This is a genomic window from Massilia sp. 9096 (genome assembly GCF_000745265.1).
Lineage (GTDB): Bacteria > Pseudomonadota > Gammaproteobacteria > Burkholderiales > Burkholderiaceae_D > Telluria.
In genome coordinates this window covers 4,236,746-4,252,102 of the sequence record NZ_JQNN01000001.1, presented here as the reverse complement: position 1 = coordinate 4,252,102, position 15,357 = coordinate 4,236,746, and the positions used below count along the sequence as shown (strand labels likewise).

The 15,357-nt window shown below is 63.4% G+C and carries 13 protein-coding genes and 1 pseudogene; 9 read left to right on the top strand and 5 right to left on the bottom strand.

Annotated features, from left to right (window positions below):
- Nucleotides 1-31: 31 nt before the first annotated feature.
- The 3 genes from FA90_RS18365 (at nucleotide 32) to FA90_RS27000 (ending at nucleotide 2,227) form a co-directional block, all read left to right on the top strand.
- On the top strand, nucleotides 32-1,087 hold the full coding sequence (locus FA90_RS18365; RefSeq protein ID WP_036171223.1) for an MBL fold metallo-hydrolase: 1,056 nt from the start codon (nucleotides 32-34) through the stop codon (nucleotides 1,085-1,087).
- A 313-nt stretch (nucleotides 1,088-1,400) separates the two neighbouring features.
- Nucleotides 1,401-1,814, top strand: coding sequence for a hypothetical protein (locus FA90_RS18360; RefSeq protein ID WP_036171219.1), 414 nt, complete (start codon nucleotides 1,401-1,403; stop codon nucleotides 1,812-1,814).
- 242 nt (nucleotides 1,815-2,056) lie between these two features.
- Nucleotides 2,057-2,227 carry a hypothetical protein gene (locus tag FA90_RS27000; protein WP_197065325.1) on the top strand — a complete coding sequence of 57 codons (171 nt, stop codon included), beginning with the start codon at nucleotides 2,057-2,059 and terminating at the stop codon, nucleotides 2,225-2,227.
- 173 nt (nucleotides 2,228-2,400) lie between these two features.
- On the opposite strand, the gene FA90_RS18355 is transcribed toward FA90_RS27000, so the two are convergent.
- The 4 genes from FA90_RS18355 to FA90_RS25155 form a co-directional block, all read right to left on the bottom strand.
- Nucleotides 2,401-2,994, bottom strand: a complete 594-nt coding sequence (locus FA90_RS18355) for a UbiX family flavin prenyltransferase (protein WP_036171215.1) — start codon at nucleotides 2,992-2,994, stop codon at nucleotides 2,401-2,403.
- A gap of 6 nt (nucleotides 2,995-3,000) precedes the next feature.
- On the bottom strand, nucleotides 3,001-3,318 hold the full coding sequence (gene grxD, locus FA90_RS18350; RefSeq protein ID WP_036171213.1) for a Grx4 family monothiol glutaredoxin: 318 nt from the start codon (nucleotides 3,316-3,318) through the stop codon (nucleotides 3,001-3,003).
- Nucleotides 3,319-3,474: 156 nt separating this feature from the next.
- Nucleotides 3,475-5,850 carry a Tex family protein gene (locus FA90_RS18345; RefSeq protein ID WP_036171211.1) on the bottom strand — a complete coding sequence of 792 codons (2,376 nt, stop codon included), beginning with the start codon at nucleotides 5,848-5,850 and terminating at the stop codon, nucleotides 3,475-3,477.
- A 141-nt stretch (nucleotides 5,851-5,991) separates the two neighbouring features.
- Nucleotides 5,992-6,618 (bottom strand): PEP-CTERM sorting domain-containing protein, encoded by a 627-nt coding sequence (locus FA90_RS25155; RefSeq protein ID WP_051971902.1) that lies wholly within the window; start codon nucleotides 6,616-6,618, stop codon nucleotides 5,992-5,994.
- 330 nt (nucleotides 6,619-6,948) lie between these two features.
- On the opposite strand from FA90_RS25155, the pseudogene FA90_RS18335 reads away from it, so the two are divergent.
- The 5 genes and pseudogenes from FA90_RS18335 to FA90_RS18315 all read left to right on the top strand — a co-directional run bounded on the left by FA90_RS18335 (nucleotide 6,949) and on the right by FA90_RS18315 (nucleotide 13,334).
- Nucleotides 6,949-10,063, top strand: a pseudogene (locus tag FA90_RS18335) (DEAD/DEAH box helicase).
- A gap of 175 nt (nucleotides 10,064-10,238) precedes the next feature.
- On the top strand, nucleotides 10,239-11,432 hold the full coding sequence (locus tag FA90_RS18330; protein WP_081933924.1) for a PAS domain-containing sensor histidine kinase: 1,194 nt from the start codon (nucleotides 10,239-10,241) through the stop codon (nucleotides 11,430-11,432).
- A 24-nt stretch (nucleotides 11,433-11,456) separates the two neighbouring features.
- On the top strand, nucleotides 11,457-12,140 hold the full coding sequence (locus tag FA90_RS18325; RefSeq protein ID WP_036171208.1) for a response regulator transcription factor: 684 nt from the start codon (nucleotides 11,457-11,459) through the stop codon (nucleotides 12,138-12,140).
- A gap of 93 nt (nucleotides 12,141-12,233) precedes the next feature.
- Nucleotides 12,234-12,491 carry a hypothetical protein gene (locus FA90_RS18320; RefSeq protein WP_036171205.1) on the top strand — a complete coding sequence of 86 codons (258 nt, stop codon included), beginning with the start codon at nucleotides 12,234-12,236 and terminating at the stop codon, nucleotides 12,489-12,491.
- Nucleotides 12,492-12,608: 117 nt separating this feature from the next.
- Nucleotides 12,609-13,334 carry a transposase gene (locus FA90_RS18315; RefSeq protein WP_036171202.1) on the top strand — a complete coding sequence of 242 codons (726 nt, stop codon included), beginning with the start codon at nucleotides 12,609-12,611 and terminating at the stop codon, nucleotides 13,332-13,334.
- Between the two features lie 28 nt (nucleotides 13,335-13,362).
- Here the strand turns inward: FA90_RS18315 and FA90_RS18310 are convergent, their stop codons facing one another.
- Nucleotides 13,363-14,196, bottom strand: a complete 834-nt coding sequence (locus tag FA90_RS18310) for an alpha/beta fold hydrolase (RefSeq protein WP_239700813.1) — start codon at nucleotides 14,194-14,196, stop codon at nucleotides 13,363-13,365.
- Between the two features lie 230 nt (nucleotides 14,197-14,426).
- Between FA90_RS18310 and FA90_RS18305 the strand changes: the two genes are divergently transcribed.
- On the top strand, nucleotides 14,427-15,275 hold the full coding sequence (locus tag FA90_RS18305) for an alpha/beta fold hydrolase (RefSeq protein WP_036171201.1): 849 nt from the start codon (nucleotides 14,427-14,429) through the stop codon (nucleotides 15,273-15,275).
- Nucleotides 15,276-15,357: the final 82 nt, after the last annotated feature.

Genomic DNA, 15,357 nt, shown 5'->3' with positions numbered 1-15,357 from the left:
CGACGTCTGTATCGACATCAAAAGTCCCATCATGAATGCCCTCGAATCCCAGCTGAGCTATCCCTTCGCCGACACCCTGCCGCCGCTTGGCGAGACAATCGAGGTCGCGCCCGGCCTGCTCTGGCTGCGCATGCCGCTGCCGTTTGCACTCGATCACATCAATTTATGGCTGATCGCCGACGAGATCGATGGCCGGCAAGGCTGGTCGCTGATCGACAGCGGCGCCGGTACCACGGTCACGCGCGACGCATGGGAGCAATTGTTCGGCGGCGCGATGGAGAATCGACCGCTGCTGCGCCTGTTCGCCACCCACTGCCACCCCGACCACGTCGGCCTGTCCGGCTGGCTGTGCGAGCGTTTCGAGGCGCCGTTCTGGACCAGCGCCGCCGAGTTCGCTTTTGCGCGCATGATGGCGGCCGCGCTGCCGGGCGTCGACGGTCCGTCGGCGATTCCGCACTTCCAGAAGCACGGCTTGACCGACCCGGCCATGCTCGAGCAGATGCAGAGCCGCAAGAATTACTACCCGTCGCTGGTGCCGTCGGTACCGGCTGCTTATACGCGCCTGCAGGATGGCCAGCGGGTGACGATCGGCGGCCATGCCTGGCGCGTGATCACGGGGTTTGGGCATTCGCCCGAGCACGTCTCCTTGTACAGCGAACAGTGCAACATCTTGCTGTCCGGCGACATGGTGCTGCCGCGTATTTCCACCAACGTTTCGGTGTTTGCGGTCGAACCGGAAGGCAATCCGCTGCAGCTCTACCTCGATTCGCTGGACAAGTTCGCCGACCTGCCCGCGGACGCGCTGGTGCTGCCGGCGCATGGCCGGCCGTTCCGTGGCCTGCATACCCGCATCGAACAGTTGCGCGCACACCACGCTGCGCGACTGGAAGAAGTGCTCGCGGCCTGCGCGACGCCGCGCAGCGCACTCGATATCGTGCCGCTCATGTTCCGCCGCCAGCTCGATGCCCACCAGCTCAGCTTTGCGATCGGCGAAGCGCTCGCTCACCTGCATATGCTGTGGTTTGACGGTCGTTTAGCGCGTGTAACCGGCAACGACGCGATTTTGCGTTTCAGAAATAAGGCATAAAACCTCGGCAACGGACCAGCGCGATTGTTATCCTGCTAAGGTCAGGCACATCGTGAAGATGTACATCAGGACATAGATCAACGTGCCTCTTTGTTTTGTACCTGCAAATGAGTCGAGCAAACGATTTCTTTTTCCTGTAGGATATTTTTCACACTTGTGTCTGTCTTACCTCAAAAGGCAGAGAATTGCTGGACATCAACGTGAGGATTGGTCAATACTCACTCATTTGTTACTTCCAGCCTGTTCAGCCGTCACAGACGGTCTGATTAACGGAGCGACCATGACGGCTTTGCACGAACCATTAGTACCACCCATGAATTCGACCAACGAAAGGGAGAGTTTCAGCTCGCGCCTGCAGCAGGCCTTGCGAAACGCCCATTATTCGCCCGATAGCCCGACGCGGCTGGCGCGCGAGTTCAACATTCGTTTCGAAGGCCGCCCGATCACTGTGCACGCGGCACGCAAATGGCTGGTCGGGGAAGCCATCCCCACCCAGGAAAAGCTGCGCATGATCGCCCAGTGGCTGGGCGTGCCGGCCGACTGGCTGCGCTTCGGCGGCTCCGAGAACGCGACCGGCAGCGGCGCAGCCAACGATGGCGCCGCGCGCTTCGAATCGGCCGACGTCAAGCTGATCGCCGACCTGCAGCGCCTGGACGAGCACCACAAGCAACTGGCACGCGAGTTCATCCGCATGCTGGTGCGCATGAATCACCAGCAGCTGAAGTAAGCAGTTGAGATAAGCGCTCTGCGTCGACGAATGCACGGCGCATACGATACAGAACAGTGCGGCCCGGCGGGATGTCCCGACCGGGCCGTTGTCTTTTTCTGCCGGTCAGCGATTTTGTTCAACTGAGCGGCACAAATTGCCGAGTCTCGCGCATAATCAATACGCCAGCGAAATTTCGGAGACCATCCGGACATTTCCCGGCAATCGCACCCGTTATCAGTCACTAAGGATGCAGTAGGCCGATGATTAATAACTACAGCAATACCGCGCAGTTGAAAGACCTGATGACCGCCCCGCCGATGACGGCGGCCCAGCATGCAGAGATCATGCGAAAACGTAATGAGCAGCGCAGGAAGATCGAAGATGCCCGCGAACAGCAGCGCGCCGAGCGCGATCCGTATGGCGAGCGCTGATCAAGCAGCGATCCCCAAGTAAATAGAATGCTTTTCGAGAAATGTAGCGCTCTCAAAAAGCCTTCAAAACCGTAGCGAGCGGCCGCAGTTCGGGTTGAGAAGCGCAGCCGTACTTACGGTACGGCGAGCATCGCAAACCCGAAATGCAACGCGCAGTAGGTTTTGAAGGCTTTTTAAGTGGCGGCGGCTTTCAGGCCACTCCACCGCGGCGCAACGCTGTTCTCGATGCCCAGCAGGTCCAGCACGCGCGCGACCGTGTGGTCGACCATCTCTTCGATGGTGGCCGGACGGTTGTAAAAGCTCGGCAGCGGTGGGAAGACGATACCGCCCATCTCGGTGACGGCGGTCATGTTGCGCAGGTGCGCCAGATTAAAAGGGGTTTCGCGCACCATCAGGATCAGGCGCCGGCGTTCCTTGAGAAACACGTCGGCGGCGCGCGCGACCAGGTTATCGGCCAGACCATGGGCCACGGCGGCCAGCGTCTTCATGGAGCAGGGGGCGATCACCATGCCGTCGGTCTGGAACGAACCGCTGGCGATCGAGGCGCCGATTTCCCGGTTCTTGTGCACGACGTGGGCCAGGGCTTCGACGTCGCGCCGTTGCAGGCCGACTTCCTGGTGCAGCGTGAGGACCGCGGCGTCGGAGATCACCAGATGGGTCTCGACGCCGGGGATGGCGCGCAGGTGCTCGAGCAGCCGCACGCCATAGACCGCGCCGGTCGCGCCGGTGATGGCGACGACGATCCGGCGCGGCCTGTTGTCAGCCATGTTTTATCAGCCGTTCTTTTTCAGCAGCGTCTGCAGTTCGCCCGACTCGTACATCTCGGTCATGATGTCCGAACCGCCGACGAATTCGCCGTTCACGTACAACTGCGGAACGGTCGGCCAGTTCGAGAATTCCTTGATGCCCTGGCGTACTTCTGCATCTTCCAGCACGTTCACGGTGGCGATGTTGTCGACACCGCACGATTTCAGGATCTGGATGGCGCGGCCGGAAAAGCCGCATTGCGGGAACTGGGCGGTGCCCTTCATGAACAGCACGACCGGCGTATTGGTCACGGTTTCTTTGATCCAGGTTTGTACGTCGCTCATTTGGTTTGCCTTCGGTGAGAAATAGGGTGGATGCCGGCATTTTATAAGAAAACCGGAATGGGGGTGCAAGACCCTTTCGCCCGTCAATCCGGGCGCTATTTGATGCCGGAGCGCGCCGGGTGCAAAGCCACGGCGCGCTCCGTATCCGGCCGGTGATTATTTCTTCAGCTTGGCAAACGCCGCCGCCATCGCACCGCTGGCCGGGGCCGCCGAACGCTCCTGGCGGCCGCTGTCGCGTTGATTCTGGCGCTGGTGTTCACCCAGGCGCTTGCGGTCGTCGCGGTCGCCGCGCTGTTCCGGGCGCGAACCCGCCTGCGGCGCGCTGTCGGACAAGCGCATGGTCAGCGCGATGCGCTTGCGCTTGACGTCGACTTCCAGCACTTTGACTTTCACCACCTGGCCAGCCTTCACCACGGTGTGCGGATCCTTGACGAAAGTGTTCGACAGCGCCGAGATGTGCACCAGGCCATCCTGGTGCACGCCGATGTCGACGAACGCCCCGAAGGCCGCGACGTTGGTCACCACGCCTTCCAGGATCATGTCCGGACGCAGGTCGGCAATCTCTTCCACGCCTTCCTTGAAAGTGGCCGTCGTGAACTCCGGACGCGGGTCGCGCCCCGGCTTTTCCAGCTCTTTCAGGATGTCGGAGACGGTCGGCACGCCGAACTTCTCGTCGGCGTACTTGGCTGGATCGAGGCGTTTGACCAGTGCGCTGTCGCCGATCACCGTCTTGATGTCCTGCTTGATGTCGGCCAGGATTTTTTCGACCACCGGGTACGACTCCGGGTGCACCGCCGACGCATCCAGTGGATTGTCGCCGCTCATCACGCGCAAAAAGCCCGCCGCCTGCTCGAAGGTTTTATCGCCGAGACGCGGGACTTTCTTCAAGGCCGCGCGCGAGGCGAAGGCGCCCTGCTGGTCGCGGTAGTTGACGATGCTCTGCGCCACGCTGCTCGACAGGCCCGACACGCGCGCCAGCAGCGGCGCCGAGGCCGTGTTGACGTCGACCCCGACCGCGTTCACGCAATCCTCGACCACGGCGTCGAGCTGGCGCGCAAGCTGGGTCTGCGAGACGTCGTGCTGGTACTGGCCGACGCCGATGCTCTTCGGGTCGATTTTCACCAGTTCGGCCAGCGGGTCCTGCAAGCGGCGCGCGATCGACACCGCGCCGCGTAGCGACACGTCCAGCTCCGGCAGCTCGCGCGAGGCGAATTCGGACGCCGAGTACACCGACGCGCCGGCTTCCGACACGACGATCTTGGTCAGCTTCAGTTCCGGATGCTGTTTAATCAGGTCCTGGGCCAGTTTGTCGGTCTCGCGCGACGCCGTGCCGTTGCCGATCGAAACCAGGGCGACGTTGTGCTTGGCCGCGAGTTTCGCCAGCGTGTGCAGCGAACCGTCCCAGTCGTTGCGCGGCGCGTGCGGGTAGATGGTCGAGGTGTCGACCACCTTGCCGGTGGCGTCGACCACGGCCACCTTGACGCCGGTGCGCAGGCCCGGGTCAAGGCCCATGGTCGCGCGCGGGCCTGCGGGCGCGGCCAGCAGCAAGTCCTTCAGGTTGCGCGCGAATACGTGGATGGCGTCGCTCTCCGCCTTTTCGCGCAGCAGGCCCATCAGTTCCGTCTCGATGTACATGAAGCTTTTCACGCGCCAGGTCCAGCGCGCGGTGTCGAGCAGCCATTTGTCGGCCGGACGGCCGGCGCCCTTGATGCCGAAGCGCGCCGCGATGCGGCTCTCGCACGGGTTGTGCGGCGCGTCCCACTTCGGCTTTTCCTCCTCGGAATCCAGACGCAGGGTGACGTCCAGGATGCCTTCGCGGCGCCCGCGCAGCAGCGCCAGCGCGCGGTGCGAGGGGACCGTGGACAGCGTCTCGGAATAGTCAAAATAGTCGGCGAACTTTTCGCCTTCTTCCTGCTTGCCTTCGACGACCTTCGATTCGACCACGCCGTGGTCCTGCACGTATTCGCGCAGCGATTGCAGCAGCTCGGCATCCTCGGCGAAGCGCTCCATCAGGATCTGGCGCGCGCCGTCCAGCGCGGCCTTGGTGTCGGACACGCCGGGGTTGTTCACGCCATCGGCGTTGGTGAAGGCTTCGCGCAGGTATTGCGCGGCCACGTCTTCGGGGTTTTGCGACGGGTCGGTCAGCAGGCCGTCAGCCAGCGGCGCCAGGCCGGCTTCGATCGCGATCTGGGCCTTGGTGCGGCGCTTCTGCTTGTATGGCAGGTACAGGTCTTCCAGGCGGGTCTTATCCTCGGCCAGGGAAATCGCCTGCAGCAGCTCCGGCGTCATCTTGTTCTGCTCGGTGATCGAGGCGACGATCGCCGCGCGGCGCTCTTCCAGCTCGCGCAGGTAGCGCAGGCGCTCTTCCAGCAGGCGCAGCTGGATGTCGTCCAGGCCGCCGGTGGCTTCCTTGCGGTAGCGCGCGATGAAGGGGACGGTCGCGCCTTCGTCGAGCAGGGCGATGGCGGCGGCCACCTGCGCCGGTTTGGCGGACAGTTCTGAAGCGAGGCGTTGTTCGATGGAGGGCAGCATGGCGTGGGCAGACGTGAATCGATAAGTCGGACCGGCAATGATACGCAATCGCGGCCATTGCGCCAGTCTTGACATCGTTCACGTTCTGATGCCTGCGCCTCCCGGCCCGGGCCGGCTCGTGCCGGCCGGGTCAGGCCCGGTTCAGCCCTTGCGGCGGCGCACCGCGCCGATGGCGGCCAGGCCCAGGCCCATCAGGCTCAGGCTGAACGGTTCCGGCACCGGGTTGCCGCCGTTGCCGGGCGGGTTGCCCGGATTGCCGCCGGTGAAGGCGAAGTCGTCCATGGCGAACATGGTGGAACCGAGCGATTTGCTAAAGATCAGCAGCGTGTCGATGTTCGTAAAATCCGGCAGCGTGATGGTCGTTGCGGCGGCATCGGTGATCAGGTAAGGCGCACTCGATGCGGTCAAGTCGCCGTTGAGGTAACCGAGGAAGGTCAGGGTCTCGGTACCGACCGTGGCGGTGAAGTTGGCGCCGGTGAAGGTGAAGGTGCCGCCAGTCGCCGTGGTCACGGTGACCGGCACATCGCCGCCGGCATTGACGCTTGCCTGGCTGCCGGAAGTGATGCCGTTGGAGTAACCCATCGGTAAGCTATTGGTCGCGATGTCGCGTCGGCTGTACACGTCGAGCTCAGCATCCTTGTTCCAGTTGAAACCGCCATACCCATCGGGCACGGCCTTCAAACCGGCCGGGAGGTCGTCGAAAGTCAGAACAGCGGCGGACGCGTTGGCGCAGCATGCGATGAGCGCGGCCAAAAGCAATTTGTTCATTTCATCTCCAGATAGGTCTTACAAAGGCAGCAATTTGATTGCGATTCGTTGTAATAATAGCAAATATCGTGCCAGCTGACTAAGTGCCTGATCCGATTGAAGAAATACTGATGAGCTCAGCGAACTGTAAGATTTTCTGACGCTTTTACCCTATCTAGCTAACGTTGTTGCTTGCTGACATGGTAGTCAAACGGCGCGGAAGAGTGTAACTTTTGATCTTTTCGGCTTGTAATGTTTCATCCGCTAAGTGCGATTCCGAACAAAACAGTTTTGTTCGCATGAAGGATAATAACGGTTGTTGTTTTTTCAAATACCAGACTCGTGAGACCCATGCACACAGTTGATTTACCTCGTGACGACATCAGCGACGCACCGCCCGCTCGAGCGCCCGCCCGCGCTCCAGCCTTGCCTGCGCCTGTGTTGAGCTGGCTGCAAAGGGTCGAAGCGGCAGCGCATCCGCAGCCCAAGCTGACCGCCGAGGTTGCCGACCCCAAGGCTGCCCAGTACAAATTTGTTTATGTCATGGCGCCGACCAGTGGCGGCCGCCACGTGGCGGTCTGCCTGTGCAAGGCGCGCCTGCGCCCGAACGGCGACGTGGCCGCGGCCAGCCCGGTGAGTGAAGTGTTCTCGCTGCTGTCGGCGCCCCCCAGCTATCTCGAAGGCGACGACGAAGACCTGGTGCGCCTGTTCATCGCCATGCGCAGCGGTTCTAACCAGAGCACCAGCGCGACCGAGCCGAAGGGTAAAGTGGGCGCCATCCTGCTGCAGCACCTGCTCGACCAGGGCAAGCTGCTGTGGGCGAATTCGTGGTCGGACATGACCAATGGCCTGCTGTACCCGCTGCAGGGCGGTCCGGTGCGCAAGGCCAATCTGATCTGGCGCGACGAGGGCCGTACGGCCAAGCTCGGCTGGTCGGTGGAGCCTTCCAAGGGCGCGACCCACGCCGGCGCCGACTTGGTCGACTACATGCTGCCGACCGATCCGCCCTGGTATATCGACAACCTGTCCTGCGGTCCGCTGGACCTGAACCGCGGCGGCATCGACATCTCGCTGGCGGACTTGCAGGCGCTGGTCTCGCAAGCGCCGCCGCTGAGCGGCACCGACAAGAAACGCGTGTCGCAGCTGCTGCTGGCGCACGGCCTGCAGCAGCTGATGCCTCTGCCGCAGCCGCTCACGCAGCGCATCCGCGACGACGTCAAGCCGCAGCCGCACCTGCTGCTCGACGCGCTGCCGCTGGCTGAAGGCACGGGCCAGCGCTGGCAGGACTTCGCGGTCCTGTCGTTCGACTACGACGGCCAGCGCATCTCGTTCGACCCGGCCCAGCGCGTGGTGCGCCAGATCGGCGACGTCACCGAAGTCATCCAGCGCAACGAAGCGTTCGAAGCCGCCGCGCTCGACATGCTCAGCGAGATCGGCTTCCGCAAGCCGGCCACGGCGCCCTTGTCGGCGCTGCCCGGCGCGCTGCTGCTGGACGGCCAGGCGCACTGGCTGCGCTTTGCCGAAAACGAACTCGACGCGCTGTCGGACATCGGCTGGCACGTGCAGAAGTCGCCGAAGTACCGCTACGACGTGGTGCCGGTCGAGGACTGGTACGCGCAGATCGACGAACCGGTCGAGGCCGGCAACGCCTGGTTCGAGCTGGAACTCGGCATCGTGGTCAACCGCAAGCGCGTGCCGCTGCTGCCGGTGCTGGTGCAGCTGATCCGCAGCGCGCCGAGCGATTTCAATCCGGAAGTGCTGGCTTTCCACGGCGAGGCCGACCAGATGCTGGCCACGCTACCGGACGGCGTGCGCGTTGCGCTGCCCTGGGGGCGCGTCAAACCGATCCTGGCCACACTGGGTGAGTTGTATTTTAACGACAAGATCAAAAACAAAGTGCGCTTGTCAACGCTGGACGCTGCGCGCCTGGAAGAACTGGCGCGCGGCGCCGAGTTCAACTGGACCGGCGGCGAGCGCCTGCGCGAAACCGGCCGCAAGCTGAGCCAGTTCGGCAAGGTCAAAAAGGTCGACGCGCCGCAGGGTTTGCAAGCCACGCTGCGCGACTACCAGCTCGACGGCCTGGCCTGGATGCAGTTCCTGCGCGAGTACGACCTGGGCGGCATCCTGGCCGACGACATGGGCCTCGGCAAGACCGTGCAGACCATCGCGCACATCCTGACCGAAAAGGAAGCCGGTCGCCTGACCGCGCCGGCGCTGGTGATCGCCCCGACCAGCCTCATGATGAACTGGATGGAAGAATCGGCGCGTTTCGCCCCCAGCCTGAAAGTGCTGCTGCTGCAAGGCAAGGAACGCATGGACCTGTTCGACCAGATCGACGGTGCCGACATCGTGCTGACCACCTACGCCTTGCTGCCGCGCGACGAGGAAAAGCTGCGCGAGCACGAGTATCACCTGGTGATCCTGGACGAGTCGCACTACATCAAGAACACGCGCTCGAAAGCGGCGCAGACGGCCGGTTCGCTGAATGCACGCCACCGCCTGTGCCTGTCCGGCACGCCGCTGGAAAACCACCTGGGTGAGTTGTGGTCGCAGTTCCACTTCCTGCTGCCGGGCTTGCTGGGCGATGAGAAAACCTTCAACAGTCAGTTCCGCCACCCGATCGAACGCCAGGACGATCCGGTGCGTCGCACGCTGCTGAACCGCCGCATCAAGCCGTTCCTGCTGCGCCGGACCAAGGACAATGTTGCCAAGGAACTGCCGGAAAAGACGGAGATGATCCGCCGCATCGAAATCTCCGGCCCGCAGCGCGACCTGTACGAAACCGTGCGCCTGGCGATGGACAAGAAAGTGCGCGAGGAAATCGATCGCAAGGGCGTGGCGCGCAGCCAGATCGTCATCCTCGAAGCCTTGCTGAAACTGCGCCAGGTCTGCTGCGACCCGCGCCTGGTCAAAGCCATGCCGGGCAAGAAGAATTCGGCGGTGGTGTCGGCCAAGCTGATGGACCTGATGCAGATGGTCGAAGACTTGCTGCAGGAAGGCCGCCGCATCCTGGTGTTCTCGCAATTTACCAGCATGCTCGGCCTGATCGAGGAAGAGCTGGACGCGCGTAATATCCGCTACGCATTGCTGACCGGTGAGACGCGCGACCGTTCGGCGCAAGTCGCGGCTTTCCAGCAGGGCGCCGTACCGATCTTCCTGATCAGCCTTAAAGCCGGTGGCGTTGGCCTGAACCTGACCGCGGCCGACACCGTGATCCACTACGACCCGTGGTGGAACCCGGCGGCCGAAAACCAGGCGACCGACCGCGCCTGGCGCATCGGGCAGGACAAGCCGGTGTTCGTGTATAAATAAATTGATTGCGAAAGGTACGCTGGAAGAGAAGATCCAGCTGCTGCAGCAGAAGAAGTCGGAGCTGGCGCAGTCGATCCTGGCCGAAGGCGAATCCCAGAAGATGGCGCTGACACAGGAAGACCTGCAGGCGATCTTCGCCCCGCTGGACGAATAAACCAGCAGTTTCAGCAGCCCTAGTCGCCCCGATTCCCCCGGGGCGATGTCTTTTGCGAGCCACGTATGCAAAATGCGTGATCGGCGCAACGCCGCATGCCGCAATGTCTATACAGACTGTCGATCCCGGCACTATACTTGTTGTTCAGAATCTTTCAGTGGAAGGCGCTCTCGTCATGATCCGCAATTGTCCCGTCCCAGAGTCTGCCCAGGCGGCCCTGGCCACGGCCGAGGCTTTCCGCACCATCGCCGAACTGAGCGGCGATATCGCCTTCATCCTCGATTGCGCAACCGGCTTGCCGGTCTACGTCAGCCCGAACGTCGACGCCCTGCTGGGCTATGGTAGCGCTGACATCCAACAACAGCTGATCAACCAGGAAGCCGGGCCGCTGGCGGCGTTGTGTGCCGGCTTGCCGGCGCGCTTGCGCCGCTTCGCCGAGGGTGACGGTTCGCGCCTGCGCGTGACGCGCGCGTTCGAAGTGCGCCGGCCGGATGGGCGCACGGTCCCGCTCGAGGTGATCTCGACGCTCGTGCTGGATGCGTCGGGGCAGGCGGCGGCGCTGGTCGGCCTGGTGCGCGACCAGTCGGCGCAGCGTGCCCGTGCTCTCGAGCAAAAGCGTTTTGCCAGCATGCTCAACCATGAATTCCGTACTCCGCTGTCGACCATCGACGGCGCGATCCAGCGCCTGGAAGCGACCGCAGCGGCCGCCAACGCCGACGAGCCGACCCGCCAGCGCTACCGCAAGATCGCGGTCGCAACCGATCGCCTGATCGGGATGCTGGACGATTACCTGTCGCCGGACCGCATGGCCGAGCTCGGCCGCGAGCGCCAGGCCAACACGGTGTCGCCGCGTTTGCTGCTGGAAGAGGTGGTCGCGCAGGCGCGCGTGGCCGGCCGTCCGGTCACCTTCGATGCTGCCGACCTGCCGGCGGCGCTGCGCTGCGAACCGGCCGGGCTGCGGCTGGCGCTCAAGCTCATCCTGGACAATGCGCTACGCTATTCGCCGCCGCATACGCCGCTGACGGTATCGGGTGTGCCCATCGCCGGCGGGGTCGAGTTGTCGCTGCGCGATATGGGTCCCGGTGTGCCGCCCGAGGATGCCGAACGCATTTTCGAAAAAGGTTATCGCGGCGCCAACGCCGCCGGGCTGCCGGGCAATGGCCTGGGCCTGTACATGGCGCGCTCGGTCGTCGAGGTGCACGGCGGTTCGCTCGCTTGCGTGGCGTCTGTACAAGGCGGAGCACAATTCCGGATGTGGTTGCCGGTGCAGCTTGAAGCGGCAAAAAATCTTGCTTCGAACCAAACCAACAGTGATAATCGGGACGAGGCACGGGATCGCCACCCGACAATGACCACGCCGGGACAATGAAATAACGAGAAACATGGCAAACCCATGACGCAAATACTGATTGTTGAAGACAATGGCGAATATGCCGGCGACATGGCCGACTTCCTGCGGGAGCTGGGCCACGAGGTGACCATCGCCACCACCGCCGGCGACATGTGGGCGGCGCTGACGCGCACGCCGGCCGCGGTCGTCGTGCTCGACCTCGGCCTGCCCGACGAGGATGGCTTCAACGTCATCCCGCGCATGCGCCAGCTCTACCCGGAGATCGGCCTGCTGGTGTTGACCGGCCGGGTCGCTTTCGACAACCGCATCCTCGGCCTGCGCCTCGGCGCCGACCACTATCTCACCAAGCCGATCAAGTTTCCGGAACTGGCCGCGCACATCGAAGCGCTCGACCGCCGCGTGCGTCCGCCCGAGCCGCTGCCGGCCGCGACCAGCAAGTGGACGCTGCGCGTCTCGGCGCGCCAGCTCGAGCTGATGGGCAAGGTGATCGACCTGACCGAAAAAGAGTGCAATTTCCTGCACCTGTTGACGATCAATACCCGGCCGGTGCCGCGCCAGGTGATCGTGGCCGGCATGGGCGGCGAAGACCCGGATGCCAGCCGCCGCGTCGACATGCTGGTGTATCGTTTGCGCAAAAAGGCGCGCACCGGCCTCGGCCAGGATTTGCCCCTGCGCAGCGCCTACGGCGAAGGCTACAGCCTGTCGGCCGGCTTTACGCTGGCCTGAGCACTGACCAGCGCTGATCTGCATCAGGCGCCGCACACCGCGCCACGTGCCTCGGGTTAGACTGTCCTGCTCCTAGCGTTTGCGAGGTGAGCTATGCGGTTTGCTTGTCCCTGGGAAGCGATCGACCGGTTCCAGAACCTGGTTGAATTCCGTAGTTTCGAGCGCTGGATCGCCGGCCAGGTCAGCGCCGGCATGGCGCGCCAGGTCCGGGTCGAGCAGGCCTATGCCGGACACGCGCCGATGCAAGCCGAAGTCGTCGAAGTCTGGTACATGCACGTCATGAGCCGCGAAGTCTGGCGGCTGGTATGGCCCGAGCCACCGTTCGATGGCGTGTTCCAGCGGATTCCATGAGCAGGCCACATAATCCGGGACAGAGTCAAGCCGGATTTGGATGATTTTTGGAATAAAAAGGGACAGAGCGAATCGGCTGCGCTAGAATTGGCGTCCTCGACGTATCCCGACCCTACCATGGCTCGCCAGCCCCGCCTCATCCTGCCGAACCAGCCGCACCTGGTTATCCAGCGCGGCAACGACAATCAGCATATCTTTCGCGACGAAGAAGACCACGAGCGCTTCCTCGGCTGGCTGAAGGAGTGCGCGCGCTTTTACAAGGTGGCGGTGCATGCCTACGTGCTGATGCCGAGTCACGTGATCGTCCTGGCTACGCCTGCCGACGAGGACGGCCTGGCGCTGATGATGCAAAAGGTCGGCCGCTATTACGTGCCCTGGTTCAACAACAAGCATGGACGCTCGGGCACGCTGTTCCAGGGACGTTTTCGCACCGCCATCGTCGATGCCGTGCATTACATGCTGGCCTGCAGCCGCCACATCGAGCTGGCGCCGGTGCGCGCGCAGCTGGCGGCCGGCGCGCTCGACTATCGCTGGTCCAGCTATGCGCACCATGCGGGCGCGCGCTCGGATGCGCTGATCACCGACCACATGCTGTATTGGGGACTCGGCAATACGCCGTTCCAGCGCGAGGCCGCCTACACCGCGCTGGTGGAGCAGGGGCAGAACAGCGAGGAATTGACGCTGATCGATACCGCGCTGGCCAAAGGCGCGCCGGTCGGTTCGCGTGCCTTCATGGCCGAGCTCGAGAAAAAGACCCAGCGCCGCATCCTGCCGGCCAAGCGCGGACGGCCGGCCAAGGCTGCAGCGCCGGTCGAGTGCGCCGCGCCACCGCGTGGGGTTTGACGCCGCCCGGGCCAAGGGCGCGTGGGCTTCAAACGCGCGCGAGAAAATCGCTGAGCATCTGCGGCTCGGTGATCATCGGATCATGGTGGCTCGCCAGCTCGACCCAGTTCCAGCCGCCCTGGCGCCTGAGGTGCTTCTTGACCTCGACCAGCGGCGCGAACGGCGACGCCGTGCAATCGACATAGGTGCGCGGCACGCCATTGCCCAGCGCATTGTTGAGCACCAGCTTTTCCTGGTAGGTGCCGACCGGCTGCGGCGTCAGGCGCTGCGCCAGCCAAGCCAGGGTTTTCTTGTCGGCGCCGCGGTAGGAATCGGGGTTGACCGGCGGCGCCGGGATGGCGATGCCCTTGCCCTGGGTGGCCACCTGCTCCAGGCGTTTTTGCGTGACCGCGGCCGGCTGCCTCTCGAACGCCGACATCCCGCTTTCCAGCACCATCGCGTCGACATACACCAGATGCCTGAGCATGAACGGGATATGGTCGGCGACGCCGCTGATCACCACGCCGCCGAAGCCGCTGCCCACCAGCACCACCTCATTCAGGTTTTGATAGGCGATGTGGTTGCTGATGCTGGTAATAAAGGTCGAGAGACAAATGTCTTTAGATAGCATGTGGGCATGCTCGCCCATGCCGGGGCAGGTCGGCGTGGTCACGGTGTGGCCCTGCGCGCGCAGGTTGCGCGCGACCTTGTCCCAGCACCAGCCGCCATACCAGGCGCCGTGCACCAGCACGAAATTCTTCGGCTTGACGGGCGGCGCAGTCGATACGGTGACGTTCGCGGCCTTTGCAGCCGCGGCCTGGCCGACCAGCAGGCCCAGCGTGGTGGTGACAAAAGAGCGCCGATCCATCGTTTTCCAGACCATGTGATTCTCCCAAATGTTAAGCGTAACAACGTCTGTTTAATATTTCCTTGCGGAAACGATAGTGTGGATAGTCTGGTGTGGGTCGTCATGACAGCAGTCAAGCTGGAAGCGAGCGGCGCAAGTAGACGAAAGCGCCGTTCATCGCACCGGTTGGCGATTTGTCGCATCGCGCGTGTGCCTGGTGTGCGCTGCTGCGATGCTGGCATTTTTAACTCGATGATGAGAACGCCATGACCAAGACGTCCCGCTCGCTGCTCCTGATGACCCTGGCATCCCCTTGCCTCGCCCTGCCATGCGCACACGCGCAGACGCCGCCGGCGGTCGAGACCATCGACGAGCGCCAGGTCGAATCGCTGACCCTGCGCCAGCCGGCTTCGCCTTTCGTGGTGGTGTTCGAAGGCGGCTCACGCAATACCCTCGACAAATGGGGCGCCCTGCTGACAGACGTCAGCCGCGAGGCGACAGTGTTTGCCTATAACCGGCCCGGTTACGGCAACAGCGAACCGGTCGCGACCTCGCGCGACGGCCGCACGATCGTCGAGGAACTGCGCCGGCTGCTACACGCCAAAGGCTTGCAGCCGCCTTACGTGCTGGTCGGTCATTCGCTCGGCGGGCTGTACATGCAATTGTTTGCGCGGGCCCATCCGGACGAGGTGAAGGGACTGGTGCTGGTCGACGCGCTGTATCCGCGCACGGTCAAGCGCAGCGACGACTTCCCGTGGGCCACGCGTGTGGCGGGTCGGCTGCTGTTCTCGCGCACGGTGTGGCGCGAGATCGAACAAATCGACACAACCGGCGAAGCCGTGCTGGCGCTGCCCGGCATCGATGCCATGCCGATCATGCGCCTGGTGAACGTGCCCAAGCCGCACCCGGGCGAGATGCCGCCGGTCCCGGTCGACTTCGGCGCAACCCGGACCGACCGGGCATCGATCGAGCTGGTCCGCAACATGTATCCGAAAGCGAAAACCGTGATCCTGGACTCGGACCACCAGATGGCGTTGAGCACGCCTGAACCCGTGATCAAGGCCATCCATGAGGTGCTGGCGGAGCCGTCGAGAATGACGACGGTCGCACGCTGACCTCGGCTAGCACCATGTCCCCATTTATTTGGAAAGGATAAGGCATAGCGATTAAATCAACTCTGACCCTAATTGTTATGAT

Coding starts and splice junctions, on each gene's coding strand:
- FA90_RS18365 (WP_036171223.1), top strand. CDS start 32: ATGAATGCCCTCGAATCCCAGCTGAGCTATCCCTTCGCCGACACCCTG.
- FA90_RS18360 (WP_036171219.1), top strand. CDS start 1,401: ATGAATTCGACCAACGAAAGGGAGAGTTTCAGCTCGCGCCTGCAGCAG.
- FA90_RS27000 (WP_197065325.1), top strand. CDS start 2,057: ATGATTAATAACTACAGCAATACCGCGCAGTTGAAAGACCTGATGACC.
- FA90_RS18355 (WP_036171215.1), bottom strand. CDS start 2,994: ATGGCTGACAACAGGCCGCGCCGGATCGTCGTCGCCATCACCGGCGCG.
- grxD (WP_036171213.1), bottom strand. CDS start 3,318: ATGAGCGACGTACAAACCTGGATCAAAGAAACCGTGACCAATACGCCG.
- FA90_RS18345 (WP_036171211.1), bottom strand. CDS start 5,850: ATGCTGCCCTCCATCGAACAACGCCTCGCTTCAGAACTGTCCGCCAAA.
- FA90_RS25155 (WP_051971902.1), bottom strand. CDS start 6,618: ATGAACAAATTGCTTTTGGCCGCGCTCATCGCATGCTGCGCCAACGCG.
- FA90_RS18330 (WP_081933924.1), top strand. CDS start 10,239: ATGATCCGCAATTGTCCCGTCCCAGAGTCTGCCCAGGCGGCCCTGGCC.
- FA90_RS18325 (WP_036171208.1), top strand. CDS start 11,457: ATGACGCAAATACTGATTGTTGAAGACAATGGCGAATATGCCGGCGAC.
- FA90_RS18320 (WP_036171205.1), top strand. CDS start 12,234: ATGCGGTTTGCTTGTCCCTGGGAAGCGATCGACCGGTTCCAGAACCTG.
- FA90_RS18315 (WP_036171202.1), top strand. CDS start 12,609: ATGGCTCGCCAGCCCCGCCTCATCCTGCCGAACCAGCCGCACCTGGTT.
- FA90_RS18310 (WP_239700813.1), bottom strand. CDS start 14,196: ATGGTCTGGAAAACGATGGATCGGCGCTCTTTTGTCACCACCACGCTG.
- FA90_RS18305 (WP_036171201.1), top strand. CDS start 14,427: ATGACCAAGACGTCCCGCTCGCTGCTCCTGATGACCCTGGCATCCCCT.